At 36.8% G+C, this 26368-nt stretch carries 23 protein-coding genes and 1 tRNA gene; 22 read left to right on the top strand and 2 right to left on the bottom strand.

Features of this window, described 5'->3' with window-relative positions; all coding sequences use genetic code 11:
* Window positions 1-59 precede the first annotated feature (59 nt).
* From C7390_RS01865 to C7390_RS01785, 17 genes are all read left to right on the top strand, one after another.
* Window positions 60-131 (top strand) — tRNA-Glu (locus C7390_RS01865).
* 121 nt (window positions 132-252) lie between these two features.
* Window positions 253-717, top strand: coding sequence for a ribosome maturation factor RimP (locus C7390_RS01860; protein ID WP_116443504.1), 465 nt, complete (start codon window positions 253-255; stop codon window positions 715-717).
* A 38-nt stretch (window positions 718-755) separates the two neighbouring features.
* Complete coding sequence (nusA, locus tag C7390_RS01855) at window positions 756-1979, top strand: transcription termination factor NusA (RefSeq protein ID WP_116443503.1); 1224 nt, start codon at window positions 756-758, stop codon at window positions 1977-1979.
* 20 nt (window positions 1980-1999) lie between these two features.
* Entirely contained in the window at window positions 2000-2275 is a 276-nt protein-coding gene (gene rnpM, locus C7390_RS01850) for an RNase P modulator RnpM (protein ID WP_022502042.1), read from the top strand.
* The gene (locus C7390_RS01845) at window positions 2265-2573 is read left to right on the top strand and encodes a L7Ae/L30e/S12e/Gadd45 family ribosomal protein (protein WP_022502041.1); all 309 of its coding nucleotides are present in this window, start codon (window positions 2265-2267) and stop codon (window positions 2571-2573) included. The genes rnpM and C7390_RS01845 overlap by 11 nt, the downstream gene beginning before the upstream one ends.
* A 56-nt stretch (window positions 2574-2629) precedes the next feature.
* Window positions 2630-5554 (top strand): translation initiation factor IF-2, encoded by a 2925-nt coding sequence (infB, locus tag C7390_RS01840; protein ID WP_116443502.1) that lies wholly within the window; start codon window positions 2630-2632, stop codon window positions 5552-5554.
* A gap of 85 nt (window positions 5555-5639) precedes the next feature.
* On the top strand, window positions 5640-6014 hold the full coding sequence (gene rbfA, locus C7390_RS01835; RefSeq protein WP_022502039.1) for a 30S ribosome-binding factor RbfA: 375 nt from the start codon (window positions 5640-5642) through the stop codon (window positions 6012-6014).
* A 13-nt stretch (window positions 6015-6027) separates the two neighbouring features.
* The gene (locus C7390_RS01830) at window positions 6028-6981 is read left to right on the top strand and encodes a DHH family phosphoesterase (protein WP_022502038.1); all 954 of its coding nucleotides are present in this window, start codon (window positions 6028-6030) and stop codon (window positions 6979-6981) included.
* Window positions 6982-7004: 23 nt separating this feature from the next.
* Complete coding sequence (truB, locus tag C7390_RS01825) at window positions 7005-7913, top strand: tRNA pseudouridine(55) synthase TruB (RefSeq protein ID WP_116443501.1); 909 nt, start codon at window positions 7005-7007, stop codon at window positions 7911-7913.
* A 31-nt stretch (window positions 7914-7944) separates the two neighbouring features.
* On the top strand, window positions 7945-8871 hold the full coding sequence (locus C7390_RS01820) for a bifunctional riboflavin kinase/FAD synthetase (protein ID WP_022502036.1): 927 nt from the start codon (window positions 7945-7947) through the stop codon (window positions 8869-8871).
* 238 nt (window positions 8872-9109) lie between these two features.
* The gene (gene rpsO, locus C7390_RS01815) at window positions 9110-9376 is read left to right on the top strand and encodes a 30S ribosomal protein S15 (RefSeq protein WP_022502035.1); all 267 of its coding nucleotides are present in this window, start codon (window positions 9110-9112) and stop codon (window positions 9374-9376) included.
* 212 nt (window positions 9377-9588) lie between these two features.
* Window positions 9589-11673: a polyribonucleotide nucleotidyltransferase gene (locus tag C7390_RS01810; protein ID WP_022502034.1), complete on the top strand. Its 2085-nt coding sequence runs from the start codon at window positions 9589-9591 to the stop codon at window positions 11671-11673.
* 121 nt (window positions 11674-11794) lie between these two features.
* Complete coding sequence (locus C7390_RS01805; RefSeq protein ID WP_022502033.1) at window positions 11795-12214, top strand: HIT family protein; 420 nt, start codon at window positions 11795-11797, stop codon at window positions 12212-12214.
* A 194-nt stretch (window positions 12215-12408) separates the two neighbouring features.
* Window positions 12409-13773: a putative bifunctional diguanylate cyclase/phosphodiesterase gene (locus C7390_RS01800; RefSeq protein ID WP_116443500.1), complete on the top strand. Its 1365-nt coding sequence runs from the start codon at window positions 12409-12411 to the stop codon at window positions 13771-13773.
* Window positions 13774-13842: 69 nt separating this feature from the next.
* Entirely contained in the window at window positions 13843-14586 is a 744-nt protein-coding gene (locus C7390_RS01795) for a YebC/PmpR family DNA-binding transcriptional regulator (RefSeq protein ID WP_022502031.1), read from the top strand.
* Window positions 14587-14859: 273 nt separating this feature from the next.
* The gene (locus C7390_RS01790; protein ID WP_116443499.1) at window positions 14860-15615 is read left to right on the top strand and encodes a PilZ domain-containing protein; all 756 of its coding nucleotides are present in this window, start codon (window positions 14860-14862) and stop codon (window positions 15613-15615) included.
* Window positions 15616-15617: 2 nt separating this feature from the next.
* Window positions 15618-16172 carry a hypothetical protein gene (locus tag C7390_RS01785; RefSeq protein ID WP_090140673.1) on the top strand — a complete coding sequence of 185 codons (555 nt, stop codon included), beginning with the start codon at window positions 15618-15620 and terminating at the stop codon, window positions 16170-16172.
* 174 nt (window positions 16173-16346) lie between these two features.
* Here C7390_RS01785 and uxaC read toward each other — a convergent pair whose 3' ends face one another.
* On the bottom strand, window positions 16347-17753 hold the full coding sequence (gene uxaC / locus C7390_RS01780; RefSeq protein WP_116443498.1) for a glucuronate isomerase: 1407 nt from the start codon (window positions 17751-17753) through the stop codon (window positions 16347-16349).
* 21 nt (window positions 17754-17774) lie between these two features.
* Complete coding sequence (locus C7390_RS01775; protein ID WP_022502027.1) at window positions 17775-18779, bottom strand: LacI family DNA-binding transcriptional regulator; 1005 nt, start codon at window positions 18777-18779, stop codon at window positions 17775-17777.
* Window positions 18780-19361: 582 nt separating this feature from the next.
* Here C7390_RS01775 and C7390_RS01770 point away from each other — a divergent pair.
* The 5 genes from C7390_RS01770 (at window position 19362) to C7390_RS01750 (ending at window position 26306) form a co-directional block, all read left to right on the top strand.
* Window positions 19362-20876, top strand: coding sequence for a tagaturonate reductase (locus C7390_RS01770; protein WP_022502026.1), 1515 nt, complete (start codon window positions 19362-19364; stop codon window positions 20874-20876).
* A gap of 265 nt (window positions 20877-21141) precedes the next feature.
* Window positions 21142-22629 (top strand): UxaA family hydrolase, encoded by a 1488-nt coding sequence (locus tag C7390_RS01765; protein ID WP_022502025.1) that lies wholly within the window; start codon window positions 21142-21144, stop codon window positions 22627-22629.
* Between the two features lie 265 nt (window positions 22630-22894).
* Window positions 22895-23473, top strand: a complete 579-nt coding sequence (locus C7390_RS01760; protein ID WP_116443497.1) for a QueT transporter family protein — start codon at window positions 22895-22897, stop codon at window positions 23471-23473.
* A gap of 309 nt (window positions 23474-23782) precedes the next feature.
* Complete coding sequence (locus C7390_RS01755; RefSeq protein WP_116443496.1) at window positions 23783-25186, top strand: hypothetical protein; 1404 nt, start codon at window positions 23783-23785, stop codon at window positions 25184-25186.
* A gap of 10 nt (window positions 25187-25196) precedes the next feature.
* Window positions 25197-26306, top strand: coding sequence for a hypothetical protein (locus C7390_RS01750; protein ID WP_090140664.1), 1110 nt, complete (start codon window positions 25197-25199; stop codon window positions 26304-26306).
* Window positions 26307-26368 lie beyond the last annotated feature (62 nt).

The raw sequence follows: 26368 nt of genomic DNA, 5'->3' as shown, positions 1-26368 counted from the left end.
CGTGTATTATAATGAAGTGCTTTGCGATAGCAGCTAACACAAAGCAAGACTTAAGATATGGCTTATTGGTCAAGTGGTTAAGACGTCGCCCTCTCACGGCGAAGACAGGGGTTCGACTCCCCTATAAGCTATTCTGCGTTATAATTGATTCGAAAGAGTGGGCTTTATGTCCACTCTTTCGTTTTTGCAATATAATTATTGTTTGATTAATGCAGAATGAAAACTGAATATTATTAAAAGAAAGAGGTAGTAATGGGTAAGAGAGAAGATTATGAAGCTAAGACAGAAAAGCTTATAATGCCAATTGTTGAAGCTAATAATGTAGAACTTTTTGATGTGGATTACATTAAAGAGGGTCAGGACTGGTATCTGCGTGTCTACATAGATAAAGAAGGTGGAGTTACAATTGATGACTGTCAGGCTGTAAGCAGAGCTTTTAATGAGATACTTGATAAGGAGAACTATATTACTGACCAGTACATTTTTGAAGTGAGTTCACCGGGACTTACAAGACCTTTAAAGAAAGAGAAGGATTATGCAAAGAGTATTGGGAAACTTATAGATATTAAGCTTTACAAAGCTGTTGAAGGCTTAAAGGAATATACAGGCGTTCTTAAGGAATACGATAAAGACAACATTACAATAGAGATTGATGATAATCTTATAAAGATTGAGAGAAGCAATCTTGCAATGATTAGATGGGCATATGTTGAATAGATATATAACTAAAGTCGTTAATAATGGAGGATAAGAAGATGAATAAAGAATTGATACTTGCGATTGAAGCCTTAGAGAAAGAAAATGGAATCGACAAAGAGATTATGTTTGATGCTATAGAAAAGTCATTAATGGACGAATATAAGGCTGAATTTGACAAGGCAGATAATGGCAGGGTAGTACTTGACAGAAGAACAGGTGATTTCCACATTTATTCAGACAGAACTGTAGTTGAAGAAGTAGAAGTTCCAGAGTTCCTTGATACTAAGAAAGGAAAGTATGTATCTGGTACAGAAATCGCACTTGCAGATGCAAGAAAGATTAAGCCGGCCTGTCAGCTTGGTGATGTTATTACTATAGAAGTAAAGTCAGAAGAATTCTCAAGAAAAGCAGCTAAGAATGCCAAGAATACAATTGTTCAGACTATAAGAGAACAGGAAAAGAATGCACTCTACAACGAGCTTCACGCTAAGGAGAAGGAAATCGTTACAGGTGTTGTACAGAGAATTAACGACAATGGTGATATGACTATTGATATTGGAAGAACACAGGCGGTTCTTAAGGCAGATGATAACTTTAAGGATAAGCAGTTCAAATGCGGAGACAGAATTAAGGTATATGTTGCAAGCGTAAGCAACAGAGAAAGAAGCGGTTTATCAGTTAAGATTTCAAGAAAGTCACAGGAACTTGTAAAAAAGCTTTTTGAAGAAGAAGTTACAGAGATTAAAGACGGCACAGTTGAGATTATGGCTATCGCAAGAGAAGCAGGTTCAAGAACTAAGATGGCTGTAAGAGCTAATGTTCCTCATGTAGATCCAGTTGGTGCGTGCGTAGGTATTAACGGTGCGAGGGTTAAGAATATCGTTAATGAACTTGGCAATGAACAGATTGATATTGTTGAGTGGGATGACAATCCAGCACAGTTAATCGTTAATGCTTTAAGCCCGGCAAAGGTTGTATCAGCAGTAGCAGATGAAGAAGAGAAGAAGGCTAAGATAATTGTTTCAGAACAGCAGTTATCACTTGCAATCGGTAAGTCAGGACAGAATGTAAGACTTGCAGCTAAGCTTACAGGTTACGGAATTGATATTAAGAGCGAAGCTGATCCAGAAGCATTTGCTGATATGGATAAAGACAACGCAGAAATCGTATATGGTGAAGACAGTGAAGGATATGATGACAATCAGGCAGATAATGTAATGTCATTGAATGAAGACTATAACGAAGATGCAGCCTCTGACACAGAAGTTGTAGAAGAATAATATTATTGGAGAGTGATAGTTTGGCAGCAGTAAAGAAGATTCCACAAAGACAGTGTATAGGCTGTAATGAGATGAAAGACAAAAAGCAGCTTATACGGATATTAAAGACTCAGGATGAACAGATAATAATAGATATAACAGGCAAGAAGAACGGAAGAGGGGCGTATATATGTCCTGATGCAGAGTGTCTTAAGAAAGCAAGAAAGTCAAGAGGACTTGAAAGAGCTTTTAAGATGGCTGTTGATGCATCTGTTTATGATGAGTTAGAAAAGGAGATGAATAATCTTGGACAATAAAAGAGCATTATCAATGATAGGTCTTGCACAGAAGGCTGGAAAAGTAGCAAGCGGTGAGTTCTCTACTGAAAAGGCTGTAAAAGAGCATAAGGCATATATGGTAATAGTAGCAGATGATTCATCTGATAATACCAAAAAGAATTTTAAGAATATGTGTGAATATTATAAAGTGCCAGTGTATTTCTTTAGCAATAAGGATGACTTAGGGCATGCTATAGGTAAAGAATTCAGAGCATCACTCGCAATCCTTGATGAAGGGTTTAAGAATAGTATTGAGAAACATTTTAAACAAGATTAGAGATAATCGGTGTAAATAATACAGAAATATTATTCCTGTATTGGAAAAGAGGTTAAATGGCAAATATGAGAGTTCATGAGTTGGCGAAAGAATTAAATATTTCATCAAAAGCGATAACTGATATGTTAAGCAATGCTGACAAGAAATATACAGCTATGAGCGGACTTGGTGAAAGTGAAATAAACAGTGTAAAGAGCAAGTTTACAAAAGCAGCTGGAAATACAGCTAATAAATCAGGACCTAAAAAGGCAGAAGAAAAACAAGTGAAATCAGAGGAGAATAAGAATATTAAGGCACAGGATAAGACTGGTAATAAGTCAGAACAGAATACACAGGATACTAAAGCAGCAAACACATCTAAGGATGTAGATAAGAAGCACATTTCTCAGGTGTACTTCCCACAGAACAGCCAGAAGACTGATTCAAGAGATAGAAATAATAATAGAGATAATAACCAGAATAGAAATAACAGAGATGGTTATAGAAATGACCGTAATAATGGCGGTTATAGAAATGATCGAAACAATGACCGTTCTGGCAGTTACCAGAACAGGGACAATAACGGCCAGAACAGAGATGGTTATAGAAATGACCGAAACAACGGCGGTTATAGAAACGATAGAAACAATGACCGTTCTGGCAGTTACCAGAACAGGGACAATAGCAGCCAGAACAGAGATGGTTATAGAAATGACCGAAACAACGGCGGTTATAGAAACGATAGAAACAATGACCGTAATAGCGGTTACCAGAACAGGGATAATAATGGCCAGAACAGAGATGGTTATAGAAATGATCGAAACAACGGCGGTTATAGAAATGATCGAAACAATGACCGTAATGGCGGCTACCAGAACAGGGACAATAACGGCCAGAACAGAGATGGTTATAGAAATGACCGTAATAACGGCGGTTATAGAAACGATCGAAACAATGACCGTAATGGCGGTTACCAGAACAGGGATAATAACGGCCAGAACGGCGGACGCTCAGGAAGAGATGGTCAGGGATTCTCTGGTCAGAGAAGAAATGACAGAGGTTCTTCAGCACCTAAGGACGATTTCATTTTTGAGACAAAGCCAGATTCAAGAAGACCAGACTCAAGAAAGAATGATTCAAGAAAGAATGACAGAAAGAAAGATAATGAGGCAAAGGAAAATCTTAAATTTGCTAACAGCAAGTTAGAGAAGAAACCGGCTCCAAAGCAGGAGAAGAAGGAAGAAGAGACAATTAAGCAGCTCATTTTACCAGACAGCCTTACTATCAAGGAACTTGCTGATAAGATGAAGGTTCAGCCATCTGCAATTGTTAAGAAGCTTTTCTTACAGGGCAAGGTTGTAACAATTAACCAGGAAGTTGATTATGATACAGCAGAAGAAATAGCACTTGAGTTCAACTGCATATGTGACCACGAAGTTAAGGTTGATGTTATTGCAGAACTTCTTAAGGAAGATGAAGAGTCAGAGGACGATATGGTTGCAAGACCACCAGTTGTCTGTGTTATGGGACACGTTGACCACGGTAAGACATCTTTACTTGATGCAATCAGGGAAACACATGTAACAGCTAAGGAATCAGGCGGTATTACACAGAAGATCGGTGCTTATATGGTGGATGTCGATGGACAGAAGATTACATTCCTTGATACTCCTGGACACGAAGCGTTTACAGCTATGCGTATGCGTGGTGCACAGGCTACAGATATTGCTATTCTTGTAGTAGCAGCTGATGATGGCGTTATGCCACAGACAATCGAAGCTATTAACCACGCTAAGGCAGCGGGCGTTGAAATTATCGTTGCTGTTAATAAGATTGATAAGCCTAATGCTAATATCGAGAAGGTTAAGCAGGAACTTACAGAATATGAACTTATCGCAGAAGACTGGGGTGGTTCAACTACATTTGTTCCAGTATCAGCTCACACTAAGGAAGGTATTGACGAACTTCTTGAGATGATTCTTCTTACAGCAGAGGTTAATGAGTTAAAGGCTAACCCTAACCGTAAGGCAAGAGGTATCGTAATTGAAGCGGAGCTTGATAAAGGACGTGGTCCAGTTGCGACTATCCTTGTACAGAAGGGTACATTAAGAGTTGGTGATGCAGTTGCTGCAGGTTCTTGTTATGGTAAGATAAGAGCTATGATTGATGATACTGGAAGAAGAGTTAAGGAAGCTACTCCATCTATGCCTGTAGAGATTCTCGGTCTTAATGATGTTCCTAATGCTGGTGAAATTATTATGGCTACAGAGAGTGAGAAGGAAGCAAGAAATATTGCTGATACATTTATTGCAGAAGGCAAGAAGAAGCTTCTTGATGATACTAAGCATAAAGTATCACTTGATGCATTGTTCGAGCAGATTCAGGCTGGTAATATGAAGGAACTCGACCTTATTATCAAGGCTGATGTACAGGGTTCAGTCGAGGCTGTTAAGCAGAGTCTTGTTAAGCTTTCTAATGAAGAAGTTATCGTTAAGGTTATCCATGGCGGCGTTGGTAATATTAATGAGTCAGACGTTGTGTTAGCTTCTGCTTCTAATGCTATTATCATCGGCTTTAATGTTAAGCCTGATAATCAGGCGAGAATAGTTGCTGAGAGAGAAAAGGTTGATTTAAGACTTTACAGTGTAATCTACAATGCAATTGAAGATGTTGAGGCAGCTCTTAAGGGTATGCTTGAGCCTATATATGAGGAAAAGATTATCGGTCATGCTGAGATAAGACAGATATTCAAGGCTTCTGGTGTTGGTAATATTGCCGGTGCTATCGTTACAGAGGGTAGAATTACTAAGGATTCAATTGTAAGAATTACAAGAGATAAAGAGCAGATATACGAAGGTCCTATCGCTACACTTAAGCATTTCAAGGATGATGTTAAGGAAGTTAAGGGCGGTTCTGAATGTGGTATGGTATTTGAGAACTTTGGCCAGATTCAGGAAGGCGATCTTGTAGAAGCTCATATAATGGTAGAAGTACCTAGATAGAGTTATCCGATAGTCCAGAAAATTGAATTTTCTGGACTATATGGTTTTGACAGTGATATAATTATATATTAGAAAGTAGGAGTATATGCGTAAAAATAGTGTTAAGAATACCCGCATTAATGGGGAAGTATTAAAAGAGCTAAGCAATATAATCCGTAGTGAAATCAAAGACCCAAGAATCAATCCGATGACATCGGTTGTATCTGTTGAGGTCGCACCAGATTTAAAGACTTGTAAGGCATATATAAGTGTACTTGGCGATGAGCAGTCACAAAAGGACACTATTACAGGACTTAAGAGTGCGGAAGGCTATATAAGAAGAGAACTTGCTAGAACAGTGAATTTAAGAAATACACCAGAAATCAAGTTCATTCTTGACCAGTCAATTGAGTACGGAATTAATATGTCTAAGCTTATAGACGAAGTTACACAGAAAGATAGTGATAGTCATAATAAGTAAGAAGGTGTAATATATGAATATTATTGAAGAGTTAGGTGCTGCAAAAGTAGTTGGTATAACAGGGCATATAAGACCAGATGGTGACTGCACAGGTTCAGTGCTTGGTCTGTATAATTATTTAAAGGATAATGCACCAGATATAGATGTAAATGTTTATCTTGAACAGCCATCAGACAAATTATCATATCTTAATGGTTTTGATGCTATAAAAAATGTTATTGAGCCGGATAAGAAGTTTGATGCATTTATTGTTCTTGATTGCAGTTCAATAGACAGAATAGAGCCATTCGCAGACGGCTTTAAGAATGCGGATAAGACTATATGTATAGATCATCATATAAGTAATGACAGTTTTGCAGATGTTAATAATGTTATTCCAACAGCGAGTTCAGCGTGTGAAGTGCTTTATGACACATTTGATGCCGGTAAAGTAAGCAGGAATACTGCTGAATGTATATACACAGGTATTATACACGATACAGGTGTATTCAAATATAGCTGCACATCACTCCACACTATGGAGATAGCAGGAAAGATGATGCAGATGGGAATAGATTATTCTGATATAATAGATAATAGCTTTTATAAGAAGTCTTATGTACAGAACCAGATTCTTGGAAGGGCGCTTCTTGAAAGCGTGCTTTTTTATGACGGAAAATGTATATTCTCAAGCGTGACAAGAGATGAAATGGATTTCTATGGAGTTACTGGCAGGGAGCTCGGAGGAATTATTGAACAGTTAAGGCTTACTGATGGAGTTGAAGTTGCAATATTCTTATATGAAACAGGCGATAATGAATATAAGGTAAGTCTTCGTTCTAAGAAAGAGATTGATGTAAGCAGGATAGCTGCCTGCTTTGGCGGCGGCGGACATATAAGGGCTGCCGGCTTTAATGCTAAAGGCACTGTATATGAAATCGTCAACAGAATAGGCGAAATGATTGAACAGCAGTATGCACAGGAGTAATCACTAAGAAAGGTTAAGTTGGTATGAACGGAATTATTAATGTATACAAAGAAAAAGGTTTCACATCACACGATGTGGTTGCAAAACTTCGTGGAATTCTTCATATGAAAAAAATAGGTCATACCGGTACACTTGACCCTGATGCAGTTGGCGTGCTTCCGGTGTGTCTTGGTAAAGGAACGGGTCTGTGTTCCATGATTACAGACTGGACTAAGACCTATGAGGCTGTAATGCTTCTTGGTACAGTTACTGATACTCAGGATACATCGGGAACTGTTCTTAAGACAAGAGAGGTTAATGTCACTAAAAGACAGATATTGGAAGTTTGCAGCAGCTTTGAGGGAGAATATGATCAGATTCCCCCAATGTATTCGGCACTTAAGGTTAATGGAAAGAAGCTTTATGAGCTTGCAAGAGCAGGGGTAGAGGTTGAGAGAAAAACGCGCCGTATAAAGATTAATTCTTTGAGGGTTAATGATATTAACCTTGAAGATGATATTAAGACGGTTACAATTACTGTAGACTGCTCCAAAGGAACCTATATAAGGACGTTGTGTCAGGATATAGGAGAGAAACTTGGCTGTGGAGCTTGTATGATGGAGCTTATAAGAACAAGAGTGGGGGATTTTCTTATTGATGATACTCTTACACTTAATCAGATAGCAGCTTATATGATTAAGGGAGAGATGGAAGAACATATTATCAGCATTGATTCTATGTTTCCGTCATATACCAGACTTACAGTAGATGAAGCTTACAACAAGCTTTTGTATAATGGCAATAAGCTTCCTTTAGAAGCGGTTGTTAATGAAGATTGTGAGTTTCTTGATATGGAGAAATTCAGGATATATGATTCTGGCAATACATTTGTTGGCATATATCAGTATATTGCGGGACAGTTTGTCCTTGAGAAGATGTTTTATGAAGGATAAATGATGTACCTGAAAGGCGGTGTAGACCAGTATGGAATACATACACGGAACGGAGGATTTCAAGCTGGAAAGGTCCAGCGCTGTAACGCTTGGCAAGTTTGATGGTGTTCATCTTGGACATCAGAAGCTTATATCCATAGTTAAAGAGAAAGCAGAGGAACAGGGACTTTTGTCGGTTATGTTTACATTTGACAGAATTCCGCTTAGTATCTGTCCTCAGAAGAACCAGCATTTTTTATCTACTAATTCGGAGAGAAGAATGTTATGCGAGAATTATGGAATAGATGTCGAGGTTGAGTATCCATTTACTACAACACTTATGAATATGGAACCAGAAGAATTCGTAAGTGATATATTGATTAATAAATTGAAAGCAAAGGTAATTGTCGTTGGAACTGATTATTGCTTTGGCAGGGATAGAAGCGGCAATGTGGAATTTCTTATAAGTAATGCAGCTAAATATGGCTATGAAACCATTGTTGTAGAGAAAGAGAAGTTTCAGGATAAAGATATAAGCAGTACATATGTAAGGGAAGAATTAAAGTTAGGTCATATGGAGACAGTCAATGTGCTCCTTAACAGACCTTATTCGATAACAGGAATTGTTGCCAAGGGTAACCAGCTTGGCAGGAAGTTAGAGATACCTACCATTAATGTATATCCTACAGAGATTAAGCTTCTTCCACCGAACGGAGTGTATGCATCCAGAATATTAATAGATGGTGTCTGGTATTATGGTGTTACTAATCTTGGTACTAAGCCGACAATAAGTGATGGATATGAAGTGAGCGTTGAGACTAATGTATTTGACTTTGATAAAGATGTATACGGAAACAGGGTTGAGGTGGCACTTTATCATTTCTTAAGGCAGGAAATGAAGTTTGAAAATGTTGAGGCATTAAAGAAGCAGATGGAAAGTGATGCAAGCTTTGCTAAAGAGATGTTTCTTATACAATAAAAGATAAATGGAAATATTTTGAGATTGTTTTTGAAAAGATATTTTTGAAGTGATTTTGATAAAATTAAATTAAAATTAAATTTTGAAAATGTCTTGAAATCTTGAAATTATTTTGTAAATCCACTTGATTTCATATTGGTGTTATGATATATTATCAACGTATGAGCCGTCACTCAGATACGGGACACTCCGACCCCAGGCTTGGTGGCAGGTGATTAATATTTAGGAGGAATCAACAATGATATCTAAGGAAAAGAAAGCAGAAATTATTGCTAATTACGGAAGAAAAGCAGGAGATACAGGTTCTCCAGAAGTTCAGATTGCAATCTTAACAGAAAGAATTGCTGAATTAACAGAACATTTAAAGATTAACCAGAAGGATCATCACTCAAGAAGAGGTCTTTTAAAGATGGTTGGTAAGAGAAGAGCTTTACTTTCTTACTTAAAGAAGAACGACATCGAAAGTTACAGAAACTTAATCGAACGTTTAGGAATCAGAAAGTAATTAATTATTTATGGCGGAGTTGTATAACTTCGCCTTTTTCTTTTGGTAATATGCTTGCAAATCAGGCAGTAATTACTTATTATTAAGCTAATAACAGAAAGATTTCACCGAGACCACTCAAAAGCGTACTTAATTAAGTGGGTTTTTGAGTTGTTTCGGACTTTCTGTTAATACAATTAAGCAAGCCATAACAGGCGGAAACGAGGAAATTTATGTTTAAACAGTACACAATGGAATTAGCTGGCAGAACATTAAGAGTTGATGTCGGCAGAGTATGTGCACAGGCTAACGGAGCAGCTCTTATGCACTATGGTGATACAGTGGTACTTTCAACAGCTACTGCATCTAAGGAGCCAAGAGAAGGAATTGATTTCTTCCCATTAAGTGTTGAATTTGAAGAAAAGATGTATGCCGTAGGCAAGATACCTGGCGGATTTAATAAGAGAGAGGGAAAGGCTTCTGAGAATGCTATTCTTACATCAAGAGTAATAGACAGACCTATGAGACCTTTATTCCCTAAGGATTACCGTAATGATGTTACACTTAATAATATGGTTATGGCAGTAGATCCAGAGTGCCGTCCAGAGCTTGTTGCTATGATTGGAGCCTCTATTGCAACTTGTATATCAGATATTCCATTTGACGGTCCTTGTGCTATGACACAGGTTGGTATGATTGACGGAGAATTCATTATTAACCCATCACAGGCTCAGTGGCAGGAAGGTGATCTTCAGCTTACAGTAGCTTCTACTAAGCAGAAGGTTATTATGATTGAAGCCGGTGCTAATATCATTCCAGAGGACAAGATGATTGAAGCTATATATATGGCTCACGATATCAACCAGACAATCATTGCATTTATTGAGAAGATTGTATCAGAAGTTGGAAAAGAAAAGCACTCATATGAGAGCTGTGCTATTCCAGCAGAGATGTTTGAAGCTATGAAACAGGTAGTATCTCCAGAAGAAATGGAAGTTGCTGTATTCACAGATGACAAGCAGACAAGAGATAAGAACATTGATGAGATAATGGAAAAGATGAAAGAAGCATTTGCTGATAATGAAGAATATCTCGCATTACTTGGTGAAGCTCTTTACCAGTATCAGAAGAAGACTGTCCGCAAGATGATCTTAAAAGACCATAAGAGACCTGATGGACGTGCAATCAACCAGATAAGACCGCTTTCAGCAGAGGTTGATATCATTCCTAGAGTTCATGGTTCTGCTATGTTTACAAGAGGACAGACACAGATATGTGACGTTGTAACACTTGCTCCTTTATCAGAAGCACAGAAGGTGGATGGACTTGATGATAATGTTACAACTAAGAGATATATACATCACTACAATTTCCCTTCATACTCCGTAGGTGAGACAAAGCCTTCAAGAGGACCAGGACGTAGAGAGATTGGACACGGAGCTTTAGCCGAGAGAGCACTTATTCCAGTACTTCCTTCAGAAAAGGAATTCCCATATGCAATACGTGCTGTATCAGAGACATTCGAGTCTAATGGTTCTACATCAATGGCTTCAACTTGTGCATCTTGTATGTCACTTATGGCTGCTGGTGTTCCAATTAAGAGTATGGTTGCAGGTATCTCTTGTGGCCTTGTAACAGGTGATACAGATGATGATTATGTTGTTCTTACAGATATTCAGGGTCTTGAAGATTTCTTCGGAGATATGGACTTTAAGGTAACTGGTACAACAGAAGGTATAACAGCTATCCAGATGGATATTAAGATTCATGGTCTTACACGTCCTATCGTAGAAGAAGCTATAAGAAGAACAAGAGAAGCAAGACTTTTCATTATGGATACTTGTATGAAGCCAGCTATCGCTGAACCAAGAAAGACTGTAGGTGAATTCGCACCTAAGATTATCCAGACTACAATTGATCCGGCTAAGATTGGTGAAGTTGTTGGACAGCGTGGTAAGGTTATCAATGCCATCATCGAAGAATGTGGTGTTAAGATTGATATCACAGATGACGGCTTTGTATCAGTATGTGGTGTTGACCAGGCTGGTATGGATAAGGCTATGAAGTATATCAGAACTATTGTTGATGAATTTGAAGAAGGAAAGATATACGAAGGTAAAGTTGTAAGTATTAAGGAATTCGGTGCATTTGTTGAGTTCGCACCTGGAAAGGAAGGAATGGTTCACATTTCTAAGATTTCTAAGGAAAGAATTAATATGGTAGAAGATGTTCTTACTCTTGGTGACGTTGTCAAGTGTAAGTGCATGGGTAAGGATAAGATGGGAAGAATAAGCTTCTCCATCAAAGATGCTGAATAATTGATAGTTCAGACATTTAATAATTGATATATAAAGATATTAACTGATAAGCAGTTTGACCTGCTGGCTTGACTGCTTATTAGTTATTTATAGTGATTTTAATTATAAGGAGGATACAGATATGGTAGATCAGAATTGTGCATACTGTATGGAAGGTGAACTTGTTGCAAAGTTCGGTATTAAGATATGCGAATTAGAGACATCTAAGGTATATCTTTTCAAGGAGCAGAGTCATCCGGGAAGATGTATCGTTGCGCATAAGAAGCATGTAGGTGATATGAACGAGCTTACAGCAGAAGAAAGAGCAGCTTACTTTGAGGATGTTGCAAGAGTTGCAAGAGCAATTATGAAAGCGTTTAACCCAGATAAGGTTAACTATGGTGCATATGGAGATACAGGACATCATCTTCACTTCCACCTTTGTCCTAAGTATAAGGACGAATATGAATGGGGTGGAGTATTCCTTATGAATCCAGATAAGAAATACCTTACAGATGAAGAATATGCTGCTATGATTGAGAAGATTAAAGCTAATCTTTAAGATTAAGTGGTGTTTTAACATATAATTCTGCTGCTTTTGCAGAAAATATAAGAATGCATACAAAATATTGTGATATTGGTATAAAATTTATGCAATATCACAATATTTTTTGCTTTTTTTAATGTAATATGATATAATTTGCAATAAGTAATCTTGATATACATTTATAGAAAGATGTAGGAACGGAGATTAATATGGGAAATGCGGGAGATAATACTAAAGATAATACTACAAATTCTAAAATTATGAGTGATGAATTATATCTTTATTCGTTGAAGAAGATGGCTGCTCTTAACGCTAAGAAGAATGAGTCGCCACTTACAGGTCTATATGGAATTAAGGCATTCTTTTATGAAGCTAATGAACTTATGAAGAATAACAGTGATAAGAAGTTCGCTGTTATAAGAATGGATATATACCATTTTAAGACAGTTAATGAGTTCTGTGGACGTGAAGAAGCGGATAAGCTGCTTAAGTACATATCAGGATTGTTTTGTGATTATGAGGGGGAATTCTGTGTTGCAGGTCATTTCAGGGCTGACATATTTGTGTTATGCACATCATTTGATGACAAGCAGGAGCTTATTGATATTGTTAACTCGATTAGGAGTAGAATAGACCAGTATAATATACAGTGCAAAGTTCTTCCCGCATTTGGAATATGTATTAATCATAATAATATGGATGTAAGCCTTATGTGTGATTACGCAGATCTTGCGATTAAGAAGATTAAGGGCAAGGTATTTAAGACATATGAGTTTTATGATAATGCTATGCGTGAGTCTATGCTTTTGGAGAAGAAGATAGAAAATGATGTGCTTCCGGCACTTAAGAATGACTACATAAAAGCATATGTACAGCCCAAGGTTGATATGCACAATGGGCATATTATTGGCGGAGAGGCACTTGTAAGATGGCAGAACGATAAGGAGATGATATATCCTGACCAGTTCATACCTGTTCTTGAGAAGAATGGATATGTAATTGATGTGGATAATTTTATATGGAACAAAGTATGTGCCTGTATTAAGATGATGGAAGATAAAGGTATTGAACCGGTTCCTATATCAGTTAATGTATCAAGAATGCATGTATATCAGGAAAAGTTCACAGAGAATTTAAAGAATATGGCCGGTGAATATGGTATAGATCCTAAGTATATTCCGCTAGAGATAACAGAAAGTGCGTTTACTAAGGAAGAGGGCAGTCTTTTTAAGAAGGTTCAGTCATTGCAGGGATATGGCTTTAAGTTCTCAATGGACGATTTCGGTTCGGGATATTCTTCTCTTGGAATGTTAAAGAGCGAGCGTGTAGATGAAGTTAAGATAGACAAGACCTTTGTTGATGATATAGCAACAGATAAAGGAAAAGTACTTCTTGGCAATGTCATAAGAATGATTAATGAACTTGGAATAGATATGATTGCAGAAGGTGTTGAGACAAAAGAGCAGGCTGATTTCTTAAAGGAGAATGGCTGTATGTATGCACAGGGCTACTATTATTATAAACCTATGCCTATTGAAGAATTTGCTAAATTGCTTGAAAATTCAGCCAGATAGTGATAGAATATTTGTCGGTGTATTTTTAGATTAGAAATAAGAAGATAAGTAGATTAAAGGAGAAATAAAATGTCAGGACATTCAAAATTTGCTAACATAGCCCATAAGAAAGCTGCAAATGATGCTGCTAAGGGTAAGATTTTTACAAGACTTGGTAAGGAGATTATGGTTGCCGTTAAAGAAGGTGGACCTGATGTTAATAATAATAGTAAGTTAAGACAGGTTGTTACTAAGTGTAAGGCTGCTAATATGCCTAATGATACAATTGAAAGAGCTATTAAGAAGGCTGCAAGTACAGATATGTCTAACTTTGAATCAGTTACATATGAAGGATATGGTCCTAACGGAACAGCTATTATAGTTGAGGCATTAACAGACAATAGAAACAGAGCTGCTTCTAACATCAGAAATGCATTCACTAAGGGTGGCGGTAATGTAGGAACACCTGGCTGTGTATCATTTATGTTCGATAATAAGGGACAGATTATCGTTGCTAAGGAAGATTGTGATAAGGATGCAGATGATCTTATGATGATTGCCCTTGATGCAGGTGCAGATGACTTCAATGAAGAAGAAGACAGCTATGAGATTACTACAGCTCCAGATGATTTTGGCACAGTAAGTGATGCACTTTCTAACGAAGGAATTACATTTGCTTCAGCAGAAGTTACAATGATTCCACAGACAATGGTAGAGCTCACATCAGAAGATGATATTAAGAAGATGAGAAGAATATTAGCACTTCTTGATGAAGAAGATGATGTTCAGAATGTATACCACAATTGGGACGAGCCAATTGAGGACGAGGAATAATAACAATATAGCGTAGCCATTAGATGATTATATATCATTTTATGGTTATATGTGTTTATGATAAAAAGGCTGCTGGTATGTTAGTATATATTAGCAGTCTTTATTTTATGTAATAGGAAATTCCAATAGAATGTGTGGAAAATGTCTAAAATGTTGTCTAAAATGTCAAAAAACAACTTTTCAATAAGAGTGAAAAATGTTATTATTAAATTAAATATTTTTGATTACGTTTAATTGAATATATGGATATTTATATATTTCTGGAGATGATTAATGATAATTAAGGAAGTTCCGGCTGAAGGTAATTTAACTATTGAGGTCAGTCTTAAGGAAAGAAAGTTGGAATTTCACTCACAGTGTGTAGAATCAGGAGTGAATTATATATATGCCCAGCCGATAAGGATAGATGGTAAGATACTATCATTTAATAGTGAAGGGCATTTGATGGTTAATTTAATATATTTAAGAGAAGAAAAGAATCCTATAGTATGGAAAGGTGTCGGAATAACGACTGTCCAGAATAATGGAAAGAATGTATACAAGATAGTTGCATCAGGGGAAGGATTTGAGATGAACCGAAGAGAGTCGTTTAGGTTGTTTCTTGGTCTGGGAGCGGTTGTCCAGATAGGTTCTAATAAGAAAGCTGTTAATGTTATTCTTAAGGATATAAGTGAGAATGGTTTCTCATTTGTTGAAATTGAAGATATAGATGCAGAGAATCTTCCTGTAAGACTGGTGTTTAATGATATGAAGACAGGTATAAGCCTTATTGGAAATATTGTAAGAAAGGTTACAGTAGGTGAGAAGAAGATTATCTATGGCTGTACACTTACATCCTGCAATATTGATGTGGCACGTTATATCAATGAGAAGCAAAGACAGTTCCTTGCTGCAAGCCGTAGTTCAGGGAAATCTAATAAGGAAGCACTAAAGAGGTCTTTAAGAGAACCTACACAATATGAATCAGCACTAAAGGCAGCACAGGCAAATCAGGACAGTAAGAAACAGGGTAAAAGAAAGAAGGGGTAAAGTTGGAGAATAATAAAAGAGTTGTTGACAACAGACAGCATATCAATGACGATGAAAAGATGAAGATTAATATGAGGGCAGAACTTGATGAACATTATACAATGCTTAAGGAATGTCCTAAGTGTGGCACGAGAATGATATATGCATATGGAGAGGTATATGAATGTCCTAAATGTGGTAATAAAGAATTTACTGAATTTGGCAAGATAAGAGATTATCTTGAAAAGCACGGACCACAGAATGCAGTCACAATAGCTGATGCAACAGGTGTAAGCGTTAAGACTATACAGAAGTTCTTATATCAGGGCCGTATTGAGATACCAGATGGTTCTGGTTCGTATATTAAGTGCCAGATGTGCGGTGCAGAGATAAGATACGGAAGATTTTGTCCGGAGTGTTCAGCTAAGCTTAGCAGGGATAATTCATCTATGGTATATGTTGGAGAGAAGCCAAAGCATAAGATGGATTACAATGGCAAGATGCATACACTTGATGAGAGTGAGATGAAGAATGTATCAAGAAAGCCAGTTGCAATGAGAAGAAAAGATAAGAAATAATGAAACAAAGAGAATAATTACTAAGTGGTCTTTGTCAGCTTTTGCCAAAGAGCCTTAAGGATTAAAGATATAAAAATCCGCTGTATATTGATTTTACATTTCAATATACAGCGGATTTTAGTTTAATATTATTAACAAATGAATGTCTATAATACTATTTGTCCGTGCTTGATTTTATAAGTCGAAACCAAAGTAACGAACTGCATTGTTGTAAGAGATGCCTTCAACAATCTTCTTAAGAGCCTTCTCATCGTTAGGGTATTCACCGTTCTCAACCCATCCACCGATAAGTTCACACATAATTCTTCTGAAGTATTCATGTCTTGTATAAGATAAGAAGCTTCTTGAATCTGTAAGCATACCGATGAAGTTGCCAAGTAAGCTTAAGTTAGCGAGACTTGTCATCTGGTTAGTCATACCAACCTTATGATCATTGAACCACCATGCTGAACCCTGCTGGATCTTACCAACAGCCTTAGAATCCTGGAAACATCCAATAACAGTACCGATAGCAGCATTAACTGATGGATTAAGTGAGTAGATGATAGTCTTAGGAAGTTCATCTGTGCTGTTAAGAGCGTTAAGGAACTGAGCCATCTCTGCTGAACAGTCATAAGTGTTGATGCAGTCAAAGCCTGTATCAGGACCTAACTGATTGTATCTGAATACGTTGTTATCACGGATAGTACCATAATGTAACTGCATTACCCAGTTAAGCTTGTTGTATTCCTTACCAACAGATACCATAAATGCTGTCTTGAACTTGTTCATCTCTTCTGTTGTGATAGCTTTACCAGATAATCTCTTAGCAAATAAAGCTTCGATTTCTTCATCTGTGTATGGCTTATACATAACATATTCAAGAGCATGGTCAGATACTGAGCATCCCATTGAATCAAAGAACTGCATTCTGTTTCTTAAAGCATCCATAAGAGAAGCAAAAGAGTTAACTTTAATTCCACTTACATCTGATAATGTGTTAAGGTAGTCAAGATATTCAGGCTTTTCGATGTTCATAGCCTTGTCAGGTCTCCAGGCTGGGAGTACCTGTACATCAAATGTATCATCTTCTGCAAGCTTCTTGTGCCATTCAAGTGAATCAACTGGATCATCTGTTGTACAGATTAACTTAACATTTGACTGCTTTATAAGATTTCTAACTGACATAGAATCTTCCTGTAACTTAGCGTTGCAAAGATTCCATACTTCTTCGGCTGTATCACCATTTAAGATGCCGTTGTAACCGAAATATCTCTGAAGTTCAAGGTGGCTCCAATGGTAAAGTGGATTACCGATAGCCATCTCCAGTGTTTCAGCCCATTTCTGGAACTTTTCACGATCTGTAGCATCACCTGTGATGTACTTCTCATCAACACCATTAGTTCTCATCTGACGCCACTTATAGTGGTCACCGCCGAGCCATACCTGTGTAATGTTCTCGAACTTTCTGTCTTCTGCGATTTCCTTAGGGTTGATATGGCAGTGATAATCAACGATAGGCATCTTGTCAGCATAGTCGTGGAAGAGGTGCTGTGCTGTAGGTGTTGAAAGTAAAAAGTCTTTGTCCATGAATTGTTTCATAGTACATAATCCTCCTGTGAATTAAAAATGTGTTGTATTGCGTTTTATAATATCAGCAGTGATAATGCTGTGTTTATCAGCAGATTCACCGCACAATACCTTCATAAGAACATCTACTGCTTTAGTTGAAAGCTGTTCAACGTGGCTGTCAATAGATGTAAGCTCTGGTTCAGTGCATATGGAAAGAACCGAGTTGTTAAACCCTATAATCTCCAGCTCATCAGGAACACTGATGGAGTGGGAGTGTGCATATTTGACTGCACCTGCTGCAAGCGAATCATCAGAAGTTACAACAGCATCAAATTCGATACCTTTATTATAAAGATAATTAAGGTATTCCTTGGCGTGCGAAATGTTCTTGCCACATAGATGTCTGTAATCTTCAGGAAGCGAAATGTCTGCTTCTTTCAAAGCTTTCATATATCCTGCATATTTGTTCATACCGCTGTATGACTTGCTTGTGTATAAGTAGACTATATTACGATGTCCATTATTAATCAAGAGGTTAGTTGCATTATATATGGCAATTTCATCATTGCACATAACAGAATATATATTAGGTGCATCAAGGTATCCATTCACTAAGACAATAGGTATATCCTTAGCTGCATTAATTATGTAATCATTATTGTGGATATTGGTATTCTCAACAAACTGTGAACCGGCAAGTATTATGCCGTCAACTCTTTTGCTTAACAGGAGTTCAAGATATTTCTTCTTATTAGTATAATCCTTACCTGTACAGCAGAGTATGGAGTCATAACCATGCTTTCTTAATTCCTGTTCAAGATAATATACAGCATTAGCAAGGTAAATATCAGAGGAGTCAATACACATTATACCTATGGTCTTCATTGTATTAAGTCCTAAGCCTCTTGCAAATACATTTGGTGTATAATCAAGCTCTTTCATAGCATCTAATACTTTGTTTCTTGTAGCTGATGATACTTTGGCATTACCATTAAGAACACGGGAAACAGTGGCAATAGATACTCCTGCTTTATTGGAAACATCATATATATTCATAAATTAACCTCATTCTTGTAAGCTCTGGACAACGCTTGCATTAATGTAATATATAGGTGCAGTTGATCATTAGGCCATTAATTATGATGAATAATTATAATTAACAGAATTGTGTAATTATAAAAGTAGTAAAATATCATAAAAAACACTTAATGTAAGCACTTACATATTGATAAACTGATTATACAATGGTATTATTATAAAAGCAAGTATGTAAAGTGTATTTTTATTGTACTTAATTATTACCATTAAAGAGTTGTGCAATTGTTTAGTAATGAGTGAAGAACAATAACTGATAATTAAATTTAACAGACAATAATGTATACAAAAATAAGTATTGACTAAAAATGTTTTTGAGTATATCATAATCTGTGAAAGATAATGAAAGCGCTTACATACGCTTTGGATACCATTTACTGGTTAAGAATGCGTAGTCCGGCAAAGCTGAGTGATACTGCGCTACAATAATGTTAAATATGGAATATCTTAATATTTTAATTAACACTGGGATATTTCATAGTCAGTGTCTACGCCCTGCGTGGAGCTGAGATGCCCTTAAAGTGGGCGGAATGGAGGAATAATATGCAGAGATTAAACAAGAGTATTACACATGCAGTTGACAGACCTGTAAAGGTTATGCAGTTTGGTGAAGGTAACTTCCTTAGAGCATTCGTAGATTATATCTTCGATGTTACTAACGAAAAGACAGATTTTAATGGTGGTGTTGTTATCGTTAAGCCAATCGAGTTTGGTACACTTGAAAGATTCCACGATCAGGAATGCCAGTACACACTTCAGTTAAGAGGTTTCGTAGATGGACAGCCTAAGGAAATCACACGTCAGATTACATCTGTTGTTGATGCTGTAGCAGCTATCGAAGACTATGACAAGTACATTGAATATGGTACAAGTGAAACACTTAGATTTATCGTTTCTAATACAACAGAAGCAGGTATCGTATTTGACGAGACAGATAACGATCCTAATGCTCGTCCTCCTAAGACATATCCTGGTAAGCTTACACAGCTTCTTTACAAGAGATACCAGAAGTTCAACGGAGCAGCAGATAAGGGACTTATCTTACTTCCTTGCGAACTTATCGCTGATAATGGTATCGAATTAAAGAAGTGCATTATGAAGTTTATAGAACTCTGGGGTCTTGAAGATGGATTCAAGGACTGGGTTAACAATTACTGCTCATTCTGCCCAACACTTGTTGATAGAATTGTTCCAGGTTATCCAAGAGAAGATGCTGCTAAGCTTTGCGAAGAGTGGGGCTATGAAGATCAGCTTATCGACAGAGCTGAGGTATTCGGTCTCTGGGTTGTAGAAAGTGATTCTAACCTTCCACTTGAACAGCTTGAGAAGGAACTTCCATTCAAGGAAGCTGGACTTAATGTAGTATTTACAAAGGATCATCATCCATATAAGGAAAGAAAGGTAAGAATCCTTAATGGTTCACATACATCATTCGTATTAGCATCATTCCTTGCTGGTAACGATAACGTAGAGAACTCTATGAAGGATCCAGTTATCAGAAAGTATATGGAAGAAACACTTTACAATGAAGTTATTCCTACACTTTCACTTTCTAAGGAAGATTGTGAAGAATTCGCTAAGGCTGTTATCGACAGATTCCTTAACCCATTCGTAGATCACAGATTATTAAGCATTTCACTTAACTCTGTATCTAAGTGGGAAGCTAGATGTCTTCCTTCATTCTTAGGATACGTTAAGAAGTTTAACAAGCTTCCTAAGTACCTTACATTCTCTATCGCAGCACTTATGAGCTTCTATACATCACAGACAGAAGCTGAGTTCAACGGTGGTATTGTATTAAAGGGTGACAGAAACGGTGAAGAGTACAACATCACAGATGATAAGGCTGTACTTGATTTCTTCAGAGATAACTCTGGTAAGACACCAGCTGAATTCGCACATGCTTACTTAAGCAATACTAAGTTCTTCGGTGGCGAAGACCTTACTAAGGTTCTTGACCTTGAAGAAGTTATCACAGGATATATTACAGATATCAGAGAAAGAGGCATGAGAGCTGTAGTTAACGATTTAGCTCTTGATGATGAAAAGTTAGCATAATTGCGTTGGCAGTTTGCAGCAAAGTATTTATAAGCCTTAGCTGAATATAAGTTTCGGCATTGATTTATATCGTATTTTAAAGCATTAATAAGGGCGGGTGTTCTTTTTCATCCGCCCTTAAGTTATGTAAGAGGTATTGTGTATTTATACCCTTTTATTGTTATAATAAAAATGTTATGATATGAATGTAATCATTGAATTTCATAATTCTATGATGTACGTGGTTAATGATACATAGAGATTATATTAATTACAGGAGGTAGTTATGCAGGATTTTATTAAGATTAATAAAGATGATAATGTTGCAGTAGCTCTTAAGCCAATCGCTAAGGGCACAACACTTAATGTTGCTGGTACAGAAGTTACTACAATAGAAGATATCCCTCAGGGACATAAGTTTGTTATCAAGCCTATCAAGAAGGGTGATGCAGTTATAAAGTATGGTTTCAGAATCGGTTTCGCACAGTCTGATATTGAAGTTGGTGGCTGGGTTCATACACACAACTTAAAGACAGCTCTCGGTGAACTTCTTGAATACACATACAATCCAGAAGGACATAAGGACGTTGAGCCAACAGAGGAAGCGTTCTTTGAAGGATATATGCGTGAAAATGGTACAGTTGGTGTAAGAAATGAAGTATGGATTATCCCAACAGTTGGCTGTGTTAATTCAATAGCAAGAGCAATCGAAGCTACAGCAAGAGCTAACAAGCCAGAAGGTGTTGATGAAGTTGTTGCTTTCCCACATCCATACGGATGTTCACAGGTAACAGAGGATCAGGAGAATACAAGACACGTACTTGCTGACCTTATCAACCATCCTAATGCTGGTGCAGTACTTGTACTTGGTCTTGGTTGCGAGAACAGCCGTATTGAAGTTCTTAAGGATTATATCGGTGAAGTTAACCCAGACAGAGTTAAGTTCTTACAGGTTCAGGATGTAGAAAATGAGCAGGAAGCTGCTGAAGGTATTATGAAGGAACTTATGTCTTACGCTGCTACATTTAAGAGAGAAAAGGTTAGTGCTAAGCATCTTATCGTTGGTATGAAGTGCGGTGGTTCTGATGGTTTATCAGGTATCACAGCTAACCCAACAGTAGGTCTTTTCTCAGATATGCTCGTATCTAAGGGTGGTACAACTATCCTTACAGAAGTTCCAGAAATGTTCGGTGCAGAGACTATCCTTATGAATAGATGTGCTAACAAGGAACTTTTCGAGAAGACAGTTCACCTTATCAATGACTTTAAGGAATACTTCATCAAGAATGGTCAGGAAATCTATGAGAATCCATCACCAGGAAACAAGGATGGTGGTATCACAACACTTGAAGATAAGTCACTTGGATGTACACAGAAGTCTGGTTCATCACTTGTAAAGGGTGTATTAGCTTATGGTGAAAGAGTATCTGATAAGGGACTTAACCTTCTTAGTGCACCGGGTAATGACCTTGTTGCTTCAACAGCTTGTGCAGCAGCAGGAGCACAGATGGTTCTTTTCACAACAGGACGTGGAACACCATTTGCATCACCAGTACCTACAGTAAAGATTGCTACTAACTCAAGACTTGCTGGCAATAAGAGCAACTGGATAGACTTCAACGCAGGAAGAATTGTAACAGATGACCTTCCACTTGAAGATGCAGCTAAGGAACTCTTCCAGCTTGTATTAGATGTTGCTTCTGGTAAGAAGGTAAAGGCTGAAATCGCTGGCTTCCACGATTTAGCTATCTTTAAGCAGGGTGTAACTCTCTAATTAACAAATTTTAAGGATTGTGTTAATTGTTTTTCAGAGGCAGTTGTGTATCTTTCAGATTTTGCGTGGCTCTGAATAACAGCATATAAATATAGTGACATATAAGATTAAGGCGGGCAGATATTTACATTTCTGTCCGTCTTATAATGTGTCTGTGAATGCTGTTTATACGGAATGTGTCAGTGATATGTTTCATATATGCAGAGATTATAGTAATGTGTGTTCGAAACCTTCCACACATAAAACAAAACTAAAGGAGAATAAAATGGATACATTAAATCAAGGTAAAGAGGATAAGAATAAAGATATTATTGAAAATAATAATAAAAATAACAGCGGTAATAGAAATACTAAAAGTGCACAGTTTAAGGTTGCGTTTATTACACAGGCGGCCGTGATTGCGGCACTTTATGTTGTGCTTGTTATTATGTTTAACTATTGCAGCTTCGGACCTATACGGTTCAGAATAGCAGAGGCACTTACAATTCTGCCATATTTTACACCAGCGGCGATACCGGGATTGTTCGTAGGTTGTCTGTTATCTAACATCTTAGGCGGTGCGGCTATATGGGATATAATATTTGGAAGTATTGCGACACTTATTGGTGCAATAGGAACTTATGCGTTAAGGAAGAATAAGTGGCTTGCACCATTACCACCGATTATTGCGAATACACTTATAGTACCATTTGTATTAAGATATGCTTATGGTTCAGAGGGCGTATTTGCTATGTTCTTTGTGACAATCGGAGCAAGTGAATTCATAGTGTGTGGTGTTATTGGAATGTTGCTTTTATTCGCACTTAATCCGGTGAGAAACGTGATATTTAAGGGCGTGGAGTAATTGGTACAAGAATTAAACAAAATGTTTGATATACCTGATTACAATCAGGAAAAGAAAAGTTGATATAAGAAAATAACAGAACAGGCGGCATTATGGGAATGCTGCCTGTTCTGTTATTAATAGAAATGATTTGTTGCGTAATAAGTAAGTTCCCGAGCTTCATAAAACGGGAAGTTTGAATAAGAATTTACACAATTAAAGCCCTTGACAAAAAAATACCGGGGGGGGGGGTAAAATGTAACAGGAATTTATTAAATGTGAAAATTTTATAATAAGTAAATTCTTAAATTACATTTAAAGGAGAAAAATATGAGGTTGCTTAAGAAATTGACAGGCTGCATAGAAGTAATTGCAGCGACAGCAGTAGTTGCAACAACATTATTTGGTGGTGTGACTGGAAAAGTAAGCGTTAATGCGGCAGAGGTGACAGATAAGCCAGTTTATTATTGGGAAGATGATGATACTGTAAATAAAAATGGTGTCAAATATGTAATGGACAAAGAAGATTCGGCGGCATTTAAGGAATATTTTGGATATTTTGATGATGATGACAGCCGACAGATGAATATTTTCTATGAGGACAGTACATTAAGAATTGATGCAGATAAGTCGGCATATGGTATAGATGCTGCTAAAGAAGTAGATGTTTATGCATATGAATTAAGCAGAGACGAGTCTGGAAAGCTTGTATTTGACAGAAAAGCAGTGTGTCTGCAAGGGGAAGGTGTTATTGGCGGTGGCTTTGTTGGCGCTTTTGAAGTTATGCCAATCAGCTTTAAAGGCTTCTCAGGTGAAAAGAAATATCAGAAGGCACAATTTACCAAGTTATATAATAGCAAAAGTGATGATGGAAAATTTCAGGCAGTAGTGAGGAATAGCTATAATATTGATTTTATTTATATAAATCTTAAATATGAAGCTTCAGATGGCGAGGAGCGGAATAATAATGTAATTATGATGCCTGACTATATGATAGATAAGACAGTCCTTCATTTAACCAAAGTTACAGATGATAAGACTGATGATGTAACAGATAACACATATACATATGATGCAACAGACAAGGACACACAGGTTGTTGACAATGAAACCTTTACAAAGCTTTTAAAGGAAAATGAGAATAAGGATATTGTAATTAAATCTAATAACAATGTTACATTTACATTTGCAAAGGGAACAATGAAGAGTGTTGATGGAAAGAACGAATATGACTTTTCGACAACGATTAATCCAGCTTATGCAGACACAATGCCATCATATGTAACAAAGGATAATTTCGTGTCACAGGTGAAGTTTAATTATTCAGGACAGCTTCCAGCAACAGCAAGTATCCGTATACCAGTTGGAACACAGTATGCAGGAAAGACATTATATTACTCATATATGAATAACGATAATACATTTGCAGACACACAGACAGTAGTAGTTGATGAAGAAGGATACATAACAGTAAAGCAGGAACATTGTTCAAGTTATGTTGTGACAAATAAAGCACCTGAGTATATTAGTTCAGGTTCTAAAGATACAGAACAGGATACACAGATAACAGAGAGTAATACAGAAAATGCTTCTACAGATACTTCTGCACCAACAGATGAAAATGTAGATACACCACAAACATCTGACAGTAATAATGTATACATATATGTGGCTTGTATCATATTCGCTTTAACAGGCGTTATTAAATATGGTAAGATGAAGAAAGTATATTAGAATAAATGGAATGAATACACTTAAGGATTTTTTGAATAATAATAAGAAATATGTATATTTAATGATAAGTATATTAGTCATAGCTGTTATTATAATTGTTGCTGTGCTTGTCAATATTATAAATAAAGGAAACAGAGATACTTCAGATACTGCAGGAGCGACCATTGAAAGCAGAGCAGACAGTCAGGTATTGACAGAAAGCACTATAGATAAAAGCAACATTAATAAAAATGGAGATAATGACAAAGCCGTGTCAACAGATAATGAGAGTGCAGAGAATAGTGATAATGATATAGCACAAAAAGATGACACAGAAGCATCGAAAGAGACTTCGGAGTCAGATGAACAATCACAATTAGCAGGAAATGATAATGATGTATCTAATAATAAATCACAAGAGCAATACATTTCTAGTGATAATAGTGGTTCAGATGATGAGGAAGGAGTAGCTGCGGATGATAATAATGTTAATCAGGATGTGTCTTCTGACCATATTGTATACAATGCTGACGGTTCTTTGAATTTGCAGGAGAGCTACTGGGAGTCATACAAAGGCTGGAAAGAGTTTCAGAATGCGATAGGTTCAAACAGCCAGTTTCAGCAGCTTATAAGTAAAGCCCAATCGAAGGGGATACCTGTAAGTGGAAGATGGTCATTGGTTGGAGAAAAAGGTAAGAATGTTTCAAAAAATGGTTCTCCAAAAGATGTACAGTATTATATTTATCCTGATGGATTAGATTATTATTATATGTTTAAATATGATGGCGATAATTTTTATTTTAATAAACAATATTTTATGAGTATAGGATATGTTGGAGATTCTGCTAGTCAGAATAATTTTGATAATAATATTGTATATAAAGCAGACGGAACATTAAATCTTCAGGAAAGCTATTGGCATTATGAAGATAGTGATTCATTATATGAAAGCATTAAAAGCACGCCAGAGTTCAAACAGGCTATAAATGGATTTAGAAGCATACAGATAAGATATCCTAAAACAAGTGGAAAAATTACTGCAAAGACACAGCAATGGATTGTTGTATATCCTGATGGAAGCGAATATCATTTCTTATTTGACGGTTATAACTATCGTAAAATGCCTTTGTGGAATGATTAGTGTACACAAATAAAAATGTATTAATAACAAGTGCATTTTATAATATACCCCTAGATTTTAAA

The sequence above is a fragment of the Bacteroides galacturonicus genome, from assembly GCF_003096855.1.
Classification (GTDB): domain Bacteria; phylum Bacillota; class Clostridia; order Lachnospirales; family Lachnospiraceae; genus Lachnospira; species Lachnospira rogosae.
Note: the sequence above shows the minus strand (reverse complement) of the source record. Positions and strands in the feature narration are given on the sequence as shown.

Bases quoted from the DNA above. Each gene is read 5' to 3' on its own strand.
- C7390_RS01770 (WP_022502026.1), top strand. From the start codon at position 19,362: ATGCAGAGATTAAACAAGAGTATTACACATGCAGTTGACAGACCTGTA.
- C7390_RS01765 (WP_022502025.1), top strand. From the start codon at position 21,142: ATGCAGGATTTTATTAAGATTAATAAAGATGATAATGTTGCAGTAGCT.
- C7390_RS01805 (WP_022502033.1), top strand. From the start codon at position 11,795: ATGGTAGATCAGAATTGTGCATACTGTATGGAAGGTGAACTTGTTGCA.
- C7390_RS01800 (WP_116443500.1), top strand. From the start codon at position 12,409: ATGGGAAATGCGGGAGATAATACTAAAGATAATACTACAAATTCTAAA.
- C7390_RS01795 (WP_022502031.1), top strand. From the start codon at position 13,843: ATGTCAGGACATTCAAAATTTGCTAACATAGCCCATAAGAAAGCTGCA.
- rbfA (WP_022502039.1), top strand. From the start codon at position 5,640: ATGCGTAAAAATAGTGTTAAGAATACCCGCATTAATGGGGAAGTATTA.
- C7390_RS01820 (WP_022502036.1), top strand. From the start codon at position 7,945: ATGGAATACATACACGGAACGGAGGATTTCAAGCTGGAAAGGTCCAGC.
- rpsO (WP_022502035.1), top strand. From the start codon at position 9,110: ATGATATCTAAGGAAAAGAAAGCAGAAATTATTGCTAATTACGGAAGA.
- C7390_RS01750 (WP_090140664.1), top strand. From the start codon at position 25,197: ATGAATACACTTAAGGATTTTTTGAATAATAATAAGAAATATGTATAT.
- C7390_RS01790 (WP_116443499.1), top strand. From the start codon at position 14,860: ATGATAATTAAGGAAGTTCCGGCTGAAGGTAATTTAACTATTGAGGTC.
- infB (WP_116443502.1), top strand. From the start codon at position 2,630: ATGGCAAATATGAGAGTTCATGAGTTGGCGAAAGAATTAAATATTTCA.
- C7390_RS01830 (WP_022502038.1), top strand. From the start codon at position 6,028: ATGAATATTATTGAAGAGTTAGGTGCTGCAAAAGTAGTTGGTATAACA.
- C7390_RS01775 (WP_022502027.1), bottom strand. From the start codon at position 18,779: ATGAATATATATGATGTTTCCAATAAAGCAGGAGTATCTATTGCCACT.
- C7390_RS01755 (WP_116443496.1), top strand. From the start codon at position 23,783: ATGAGGTTGCTTAAGAAATTGACAGGCTGCATAGAAGTAATTGCAGCG.
- nusA (WP_116443503.1), top strand. From the start codon at position 756: ATGAATAAAGAATTGATACTTGCGATTGAAGCCTTAGAGAAAGAAAAT.
- truB (WP_116443501.1), top strand. From the start codon at position 7,005: ATGAACGGAATTATTAATGTATACAAAGAAAAAGGTTTCACATCACAC.
- C7390_RS01760 (WP_116443497.1), top strand. From the start codon at position 22,895: ATGGATACATTAAATCAAGGTAAAGAGGATAAGAATAAAGATATTATT.
- C7390_RS01810 (WP_022502034.1), top strand. From the start codon at position 9,589: ATGTTTAAACAGTACACAATGGAATTAGCTGGCAGAACATTAAGAGTT.
- uxaC (WP_116443498.1), bottom strand. From the start codon at position 17,753: ATGAAACAATTCATGGACAAAGACTTTTTACTTTCAACACCTACAGCA.
- C7390_RS01860 (WP_116443504.1), top strand. From the start codon at position 253: ATGGGTAAGAGAGAAGATTATGAAGCTAAGACAGAAAAGCTTATAATG.